5 protein-coding genes are annotated in these 9,554 nt (G+C 41.6%); all 5 read right to left on the bottom strand.

Features of this window, described 5'->3' with window-relative positions; genetic code table 11:
* Window positions 1-277: 277 nt before the first annotated feature.
* Window positions 278-793, bottom strand: coding sequence for a hypothetical protein (locus DW033_RS23635; RefSeq protein ID WP_022193033.1), 516 nt, complete (start codon window positions 791-793; stop codon window positions 278-280).
* A 46-nt stretch (window positions 794-839) separates the two neighbouring features.
* On the bottom strand, window positions 840-6,995 hold the full coding sequence (locus tag DW033_RS23630; protein ID WP_121962021.1) for an RHS repeat-associated core domain-containing protein: 6,156 nt from the start codon (window positions 6,993-6,995) through the stop codon (window positions 840-842).
* A 28-nt stretch (window positions 6,996-7,023) separates the two neighbouring features.
* Entirely contained in the window at window positions 7,024-7,410 is a 387-nt protein-coding gene (locus DW033_RS23625; RefSeq protein WP_008778959.1) for a hypothetical protein, read from the bottom strand.
* Window positions 7,411-7,457: 47 nt separating this feature from the next.
* On the bottom strand, window positions 7,458-8,495 hold the full coding sequence (locus DW033_RS23620) for a tail fiber domain-containing protein (RefSeq protein WP_010182629.1): 1,038 nt from the start codon (window positions 8,493-8,495) through the stop codon (window positions 7,458-7,460).
* 177 nt (window positions 8,496-8,672) lie between these two features.
* Window positions 8,673-9,554: glycosyltransferase family 2 protein (locus DW033_RS23615; protein ID WP_122383223.1), on the bottom strand; the 882-nt coding region annotated here is incomplete at its 5' end.

The following is a 9,554-nucleotide window of genomic DNA, read 5'->3' as shown; positions in this document are numbered from 1 at the left end:
ACATCTAAAGACTCCGAAAGACCGGCTCCGGACACACTAAGTGAAACACTACCAAGTTCAGAAATAAGCTCGGCATCAGTACATATACAAAACTCAAACAAAAAAATAGGCTGTCTCATTTTCTATCACGAAACAGCCTATTTTTTAATATAGACTCAAAAACACCAAAATTTAATGTTACATTATTTTCTGGTATTACCTCGTTACGGCATAAATTCAAAAGCCATTCTACTATCTATTCTTTCATATTATTTATATTCACTGTTTCTTTTCATAACTATCCATTCCCTTGACATTTACGCATATACCTTCCATTTCTCAACCTATCAATTATAGAAACATAAGACATTACATCACCTTGTTCTAAATCCTTATACTTTTCCGTAAGTTTACCTACAAACAAAGGAGGTTCATTAATGTGCCATACATACCAATTCTCCGAAGGACTGACAAACTCAAGTTCTTTGTTTGGAAGAACTCGGACATCACTAGCTGTTCCAAATAGAACATCCTTATGACCTTCACCTATCTCTTTTGAGTTGCCAACTTTGTACCAAGCCCCATAAACTATCCCTGCACGTAAAACCGTATGGGCATAGAACTCTACCTCATCCATCACAATCTCCTCTATAATCGGCCTATAATCCATGGGATAATGGGTCTTGAAAACTCGTATTACAGAGCTATTCAAAGCTTCTATATCATTAATGATATATTGAAAAAATCTTTTATAACCATTATCTATTTCTACACAAAAAATATCTCCCATTTTTGTCACTATTCGTTTTGCCATATTATCACAAGTTTCTTTTTTGCAGTAAAGATAATATTTTTATAAATTAATACTTACCTATTCCATGCTTATCCCAAAACTTAGGTTTTATCTCATTTCTTAAATTATATAAAGAACCTCCATTCTTCTGCATTCCATATCGATTTATCAATTTCTGCTCCATTATTCTAGCATCTAACTTATTTAAGTTCCCAGTTCCTTGTATCGGTCTATAATCAAGTGTAGCCCTATTCGTCCCTGAATTCAAATGCTCTGAGAATCTAACTTCTGGCTTTCTGCTAGTAATCCCTATATAACGTACATCTCCATTTGCATCAACTCCTTGATAAACAGTATAAGTATTATGATCATTAGCCACAGATATTTTATCTCCTGTAGCAGTTAGATTTGGTCGCTCTACATTTACTGAAGGAGTAGATGCCTCCATCAACCTCATCTCCGGTGCCGGTCTTGTCGCCGTGTTCTTGAACGAGAAGATCGTCCGTCCGAATTTAACGTCCTTACCTGTCCAGAAGTTATTACCTTTCAAGGCGGCAACCATACCGTTTCCGATTCCACCTGTCAAGGCACCACCCAAAATACCCAAGCCATAATCCTTCAAGCTCATAAACTGGTCCCCGAAATACAACGAGTTACCCGCACTTTGGACAGGCATCATCACCGCCGTACTCGCCGAACCTGCGGCGGCTCCAGCCAAAAAGCCTCCGATTCCCCCGGCGGCACCTCCAGCAGCGGCAAAGGCCAACCCACCAGTCGCAGCCCCCAAACCTCCGGCGGCGGCTCCAATACCAAATGCGGCAAATCCATCCTTGAAACTATGAAGTTGACCCGATACAGCCTTATAGATCAAATTTGCTGTTCCTCCGATAACCGCACCTATTATAATATGGATAAACTCTCCATCCTCGTCCACATACCTCAACGGGTTGTTCATGGCATAGCTGTAACGATTGAAGTTCTGGGACAAGTCCGGCATCTGGACAAACGGATCAGGAGCGAGGAAACGACCCAGAGCCGGGTCATACAGGCGGGCGTTCATATTTACCAGACCAAACTCCTTAAGATGTTCATGGCCACTGTAGCCACGACCAAGGAACAACTCTACCTCCTGCCCCGAAGGGATGTAAACGTGACTGGATGAGTTACGTTGGCGACCCCATGCGTCAAAATTATAACTCGCGTATTTCGTCCCTGCCTCGGTGATGATATCCGTGATACTTCCCAGATAATCACGACCTATATAATAAAGTTTCCAGCTATTCGTATGATCCTTCACCAATACCGCCGAAGCGTCGTAGTAATTCTCTCCCGCCAAATACAGCTTCTCCTTATTACCCGAGGGAGTCTCATCGATCTCATAGCAATCCCCCAAATAATAGCGGGTCAACAAACGGCTACCCCCTTTAGCCACCTGCATCTTCACACGCTGCTGATTGCCGTTATAGGTAAACGAGGCCACGTTACCATCTTGCGTAATAGCGTTCGGACGCTTGAAAGAGGTATAGCTAATAACCTGTGTGGCGGAAGACATAATACCATTTGCCACGCTAGAGGAAGATATGGCGTAAGGCTTGCCACTTGTATTATATGCGAATGTACCACTGACATCCCCTTTGGTTAAGATATTTCCTTTCGCGTCATAAGTTGCCATAAGCCCTTTGTAGGAAGTCAGACGATTAAGATTATCATAAGAGAATTTCTCTTCTTGGGATACATTAATGTCTTTCCGGTAAGTCAAGTTCCGTTTAACAGGATCGAAAACATACTCCATATTCTGGAGGAATGTGGTCACCCCTGTTTTCTGTATCTTCCTGGAAGTAGGGAATCCATAACTGTCATATCCATAGGTACGAGATAAGGCACCGGAGCGTACCTCGGTAGGTAACCCCATGTCATTCTCTTTCGTGAGCTTAAATATGGATGTTTGGTTATTCAGCTTGGTCTCAACTAAATGACCATTCGCATAATTATAATTCTCGGTTGTCAAAACTCCGGATTGAGACGTATACTTAATAGAGCTTACATTTCCTCCGTTATAGGTATAATCCTTTCGTAAATATTTATTGTCTACCGCCGTCTCTGTCTGGCTCGACAGACGACCCAACGCATCATATACATAATCAATGGAAGTTCCGACAGAAGAAGAGACCTTCGTCAACTCATCGTAGCCATTATAAGTATATGTAGTCGTAAACTCTGGTAAAGTCGCCGTTTTAAGGCGATTATACGTATCATATGTGTAATTGATAACCTTATTATTTGCGTTCGTCTCTTTCAATAGGTTGCCGGATGCGTCATAAGCATAAGTTGTCGTACCAGAGCTAGGATCGCCCAAGCTAGTCCGACGGCCGAAACCATCATAACCAAATGAAGTAGTCACGTTACCCGGTGCGACGATAGAAGAAGGTTGTCCATCCGGACGCAGATTATAGGTAATCGTTCCTGCTGGGTCTACCACAGATATAAGATTGCCCAACGCATCATACGTCCGCTTGACAGAGATTCCATCCTCCACCGTTGTTATACTATTGCCGCTATAACCATGAGTCGTTTTTCTTCCGGAAGGTTCCGATATAGCGGTTAAGCGATCATACGTATCATAACTATAGATATTCCAAGCCGTAGCCGAACTACCGGCAAACGGACGAGAGACTTTTTGCACCCTTCCATAACTATCATAAATTTTATCCGTTTTTAGAAAACTGCCATTAAAACGAGTCTCGGCCGTTCTTACCTCTCTATTCAACGCATCATATACACTTTTAGTAGTAGGTTTACCCGTCACAGAACGGGTTATGGCATACAAAGCGTTTGTCCCTTCCTCCGACCATCCGTAAGATACAGTAGCGGTAGTATTATCAGGGAACGTGACACTTGTCTCCCGACCAAATGGATCATACGTATGCGCCGTAGACTTTCCCCGGTGGTCCTTCTCAGAAGACATACGCCCCTCCGTATTATAAGAAAACTCATTTGCAAGTCCTAATGGGTTTGTCACCTTTTTCAATCGACCGTTCGTATCATAAGCATATTCGGTCTTCAGCCCTTTATCCGAACCATACAAGAATAGCGTCTCTTTTGTGATATTACCCGGAGTATCATAAACATACTCGTAAGTTTTCGCTTTATTTCCATTCTTATAGAACACCTTGCTATTCGCATAGCCGTTCGTATGCGAAGGAATATTCATTCGCTCGGTATAAGTACTGCTATTACGAGTAGTAGTCACGCTCTGATCGGTCAAGAAACCAATAAGATATCCACTCTCTGCCGTATTGTTATAAAATGTGTTCGCCTTTTTTACCGTAATACCCCCAGTGTAAGTGATAGTCTCTTGCGTCGCATTTCCATAAGTATCATATACAAAAGCGGTAGTAGCAGTAATACCCTTAAGCAAGTCCTGCTCTGTCTTATTGCTTAAACGTATCTTGACCGTTTTATTGGCTTGAACATTAACGGCAAAATTATAGGTCGATTTCGCCTCAGGTGAAACCTCACTCTTCAATATGCCATATTTATAAGGATCAAAATATTGCTCCGTAAGCTGCCCTTTCAAATTCGTACGGAATATACTCTCAAATCCCCTAAACCCCAATCCTTGGCGGTGAATAACACCACCTCGGTACGTGAAAGTGAAATTATCAACCCGGTTACCTTTCATATAAGTACTGGAAAAGGCTATGACAGGAATAGACTCTTGAATGTCCACATACGGGAAAACAGCGTTCGCACCCTTAGCATAAGTACCGGAAGATATGGCCTCCTCATTCATCAACAGGTATGTGTTCTTTTCGACCACTCCCAAACTATTCGCCATACCCGTGGCCAAAACGCCTTTATTGTCATTCCTCTTGAATGAATATTTTGTAACCACTCCATTCTTCAAGCTGACCAATTGACTAAAATAATTATGACTGTTTATATTAGTCGGGATCAAGATTGATTTCGATGTATAATTTTGGGCACATTCAACCGAACCCACGTTATTTTTCTTAGCGAGGTAAGTGAAGAAACCGGAGCTATGATACCGGATCAAGTCTGTCATACCATCCCCGTTTACATCTTGTAGCAAAAAGCCATCCGTAGAAATCCCCGAGTTTTGAGTACCGGCAAACGTGGATTTATAAAATTGTCCATCTCCCATCGAGTTATAAGCGGCCCACGTATAGACTGGATCCTTTTTTTTCGGAGATACCAGCAAATCCATAAGCCCATCTCCGTTGATCTCCCCCAGCAACAGCGAGCGATCTTTTAGATCCACCTTTTTTAATCCGGTATAAGTAGAGACTTTTCGGCCCGTCCAAGTACTACCGGAAACATCAAAAGTATATATATTTACCCCGGAGTCATTAATAAGAGCGATGTCACTTTTCCCGTCTCCATCATAATCTAATACCAGAAGTCTATCTGTTTTCTGAAATGCGTCCTCAGGATCAGGCTGCTCCGTGCCTACAAAATTAACGTTATAGGGAAACAAGTAACTCTGATATAAGACCTTACCACTTTCCAAATCAAATATATAGCATTTAGAGGTCTTACTGGTCTCTCCAAAAGGATGATGGCAAGAGACCGCTAGTACTTCCTGTTTTCCATCCCCATTGAAATCCCCTGTATAATAAAACTTAGGATGTATGCTCTTTGCCCCATCCGCATCGGTCAATACGGTCGGGAAATTAAAAGTCCGTGTATATTTAGATACCAATCCCACAGTCAAACTGGCCCTATATACACGGAAAGTCACTTGATCATTATCACCGGAAACGCCATTGTTTACTTTTATGATATGCTCTTCTTGCTTTCCCTCCAAATCCGCACAAAAGATATCGATAAAATTAGCTCCGGTCGTAAGATTGGGCATGGGGGAAGCGTACTCGCTATTCAATCCGGCATAAAGATAGATTTTCTCTTCTCCGGTGAATTTATTGTCATATCTATTCTGGGAATGCTGAAAAGCCGTCGAATGTCTGTAATGCTCCCAATAGGGATTCTCATTAGGCAAAGAGATCAAACCATCTGCCCCCGACGCATAATCATACCTTCCTTTCACTACCTTGATACGAGCAGGATCCGTTGATTCATACCAATTATATAGCTGTGTGACAGAACCATTATCATAAGACCCATCTGTTATGCCTTCTCCATAGTAAAGCTTTATAGGGTTCAGAGATTGCCCGGAGGCGGAATAATCTATCTGGCTTAAAACTGAGCTATTGTTCTGGTTTTTATAGCTCAAGCTATACGTACAAAGCGCAGTAGAGCCTAATTTACTGATGATTTTAGCCAGCAAGTAGCTTTCCCCTGTCTTAAGCCCCCCTATAAAAGAGACCAAGGGGTCCGGTCGTGAGGCTTGATACTGAAATTCCACAGAGGCACCATTATAAGCAACTTTTGTCAATCTGTAATGGTTTTCTTGCTCGACATAAGTATATAGGATCTGATTATTTCGCAAGTCAGACAAAGAAACTATCGGATAAAAGATCTTATTGCTTGTATTTGAGGCATATCCAAATATGCCCTTGGTTCCATTAGGATAAAATACCTCAAAATATTTCACGACATCGCCGGACAAAAAAGCTTTTACTTTTATATTGCCTTGCTCGGACTCATAATTAATAGTTGTCGCATTCTCTGAGATCTTTATAAGACGCATCCCGTCTAACACGAACGCATCCGCTTTCGTACGTAAAGCTCCTTGGGGCTTACCATCATAATAAATATTCCTACTCGTACGCATGATCGATTGCACACCGCCAATACCCCATCCAATACCAACGATGCCATTTCCTTGCTGGCTATTATAAGCCAATGATAATTGGGGTTCAAATCCATTTATACCCGGATAAACCTGTATGGGAACCGTATAGGTTTTAGCTCCAGTCGGGGAAACACCTGTTTGTATCGGTATCTCTCCTACAGCTTTCGATTTATCTATTGTAACTGTAGTCGGAACGTAAGTATTATCAGATATGGCTTTAGGAACAAAAGCCTGAGGTTGCTGTGAAAACCTTTCCGGATTTTCTGCAGTTTTCGCTATAACCGGAGGATATAAAGCCTTCAATAAAGAATCCTCATAAGCCTTGTAATCACTTTCCTTCCAATCGAAAAATTGATTATTCTCAGCAACTCCTTGGGCACATAAATAAGAAGATGGGGACATAAACATGATAAATATCCCTATCGTATATAAATATATTAATTTCATCTATAAGTATACTTAAATTATATTTTGATCAATCCTCCTCTTGGTCTACGGGAACGGCCTCCAAAGATGAAGCCATCGCACTAAATTGCCGTGTTGTTCTATTTCCTGACGCATCATAAGTATAAGTAAATATCATTTGTTGGGATTGCCTAATATTCAAAATTCCGCCAGACTTTACCTCAAAAGGCCCATTAATCGTAATTTGCGCCGGAGCGGAAAGAGATAAATTACCATTACTTGCCACGGTTACATTTTGGACAGCCAACGTATTACAGCCCAAAACTGATACACTTGATGAAACTGTCTGATTTGTATAAGTACTCACACAGCTTCTCGTGTCAACCTCTTGTGATGATAACGGGGAAAATAAGCAAGTCAATACGATACATGTAAAAAAGACGATTCTCTCTTTCATATCAAAGAATTTATGATTCTGTTATTTCTATTTTTAATTCCTTGAGATTACAGACTTACATACTTCTTCAAAGTATCCGCTTTCTTCCCATCCACAAACAACGTATAAATAAACGTTCCATAACCAAGTTCCGAACGGCTTACTTCTACCACATTACTACTTCCATTATCCAACTTAATAACTTTCACGGGTTTACCTGTGACATCAAATATCTGTAGACTAGCAGACACAAACGTCGCCGGTAAGGTATAAGAGACAGAAGCACCTTCCCTATTATATAATTTTGCGCTATCCACAGCACTTATATTACTTGTGGAAGTCGTGCTCGAACGTAATTGAGATTGTACCTCCGGCGATAGTAGAGCTTGCAAATTATCAATCACCTCATTCTGTTGTTGGATCGTTTGTTGCATCTCCTTGATACTTTCTACGATAAGCGGAATAAAACCTATATAATCTATAGACATCATCCCGTTTTCATCCGTTTGTACAAGTTCGGGTAATACCTTTTGTATGTCTTGAGCCAAAAAACCAATTCGTTTACGACTAGCCTCCGCTGCCTCTCTTCGATCTATCTCTGCTTGGATTTGTTTGTCTCTATTTATCTTTGCGATAGTAGCGGCATCCATAATCTCCTCTGAATCGGAGGAACTTCCCGATATCCCATTATCCAATGTGGCAGAGAACTTAGACTCATCCTGCTCCCTATTCTCCTCAAGTGTAGAGAGGTTGTATGAATAAGAGACCCCATTCACTTGCTCTAAAAGAGCTAATGGATTTTGCAGCGACTCTACATTTTCCTTCAAGCGAGCGTCTGAAGTTATATTCACTCCATTCACACGAAGATTCGTATTGAACACGAAATTAGTATTACTAGCCGGATTGTAATACGCCACGACATTGTTAGCATAACCATTTGTAGTCATATAAATACCCAATTTCCCATGCAACCAAAGTTGATCCGTATCCGTGGTTCCATATTCTCCAGCAAACACATTCCAACCTTGATTTGCATATTGTCCAAAATCACCAAATGTTAATTTCGAACCTGCGCGTGCATCCCCTATCCGACCATATATCTGCATAGAGGTTACATTTCCTAAGTCCTCATTATTGTCTTTTAAAAGGCCTGCTTGTACTCGTCCATTTGAAAGAACCCGGAGTTGAGCATTTGCGTTTGATACTAAACTAATTAAAATTAAGAAAGAAAAAAGTCTTGTTGTTTTCATATAAGTTGTTCTAAAATATAAATAGATAAACATTCAAATAATACTTCTAAGGAACCCAGTACCATATCCAAACAATTGCGTAAAAGAGGCTATTACAGATAACAACCCTACACGTAAATCACATTTATTGCGGAACATTGCGTCTACAAACAATAAAAGGGCATAAATAATAAGAGGCACCAGAAACAAGCGGCAAAAGAATGAGCCGATAACCAATAGACAGACTGAAAACGTGAATAATGCCGGTAAGCAATGTACCAGCTTCAATGAGCCGGGATGTTTCCGGTTCAACGCGATCCGGGCCTCCCCCGAATGACGTACCTGACGGAAGAACTGCGTGAGATCCGTCCGCCTTTTATGATAAACCCATGCCGAAGGAAATAGCCGGGTCCGATAACCAGCCTCCATGATCCGTATGCTAAAATCAATGTCCTCACCATATCGCATGCCGGAAAAACCGCCCAGACACTCATATACATCCCGCCTTATTCCCATATTAAAACTACGGGGATAAAATTTATCCAACTTTTTCTTCCCGCCGCGGATACCACCGGTCGTCAGGAATGAGGTCATGGCGTAATTGATCGCCTTCTGGATCGGGGAAAACGAGGCATGCGCCTTATCCGGGCCACCGAACGCATCCACCGGATAATGATTCAACGAGTCGTGTATATGCTCAAGCCACGTGGAGGGTAGTACCACGTCAGAATCCAGTATGAGCAGATACTCGCCACGCGCTTGCCTAGCGCCATGATTACGCGCCATACCCGGGCCGGAGTTCGAGATCACATAATAATGAAGATCCAATCGCCCTTGGTATCGCCCAACAATCTCTTTCGCCGGTATCTCCGAACCATCCTCCACCACGATAACCTCAAAATGGACATAGGTTTGCTTGCAAAGGCTTGATAACAG

The sequence above is a fragment of the Parabacteroides sp. AF39-10AC genome (genome assembly GCF_003635405.1).
In the GTDB taxonomy this organism is placed as follows: domain Bacteria; phylum Bacteroidota; class Bacteroidia; order Bacteroidales; family Tannerellaceae; genus Parabacteroides; species Parabacteroides distasonis.
The sequence above is the reverse complement of the archived record's forward strand: the minus strand, read 5'-3'. Positions and strand labels throughout refer to the sequence as shown.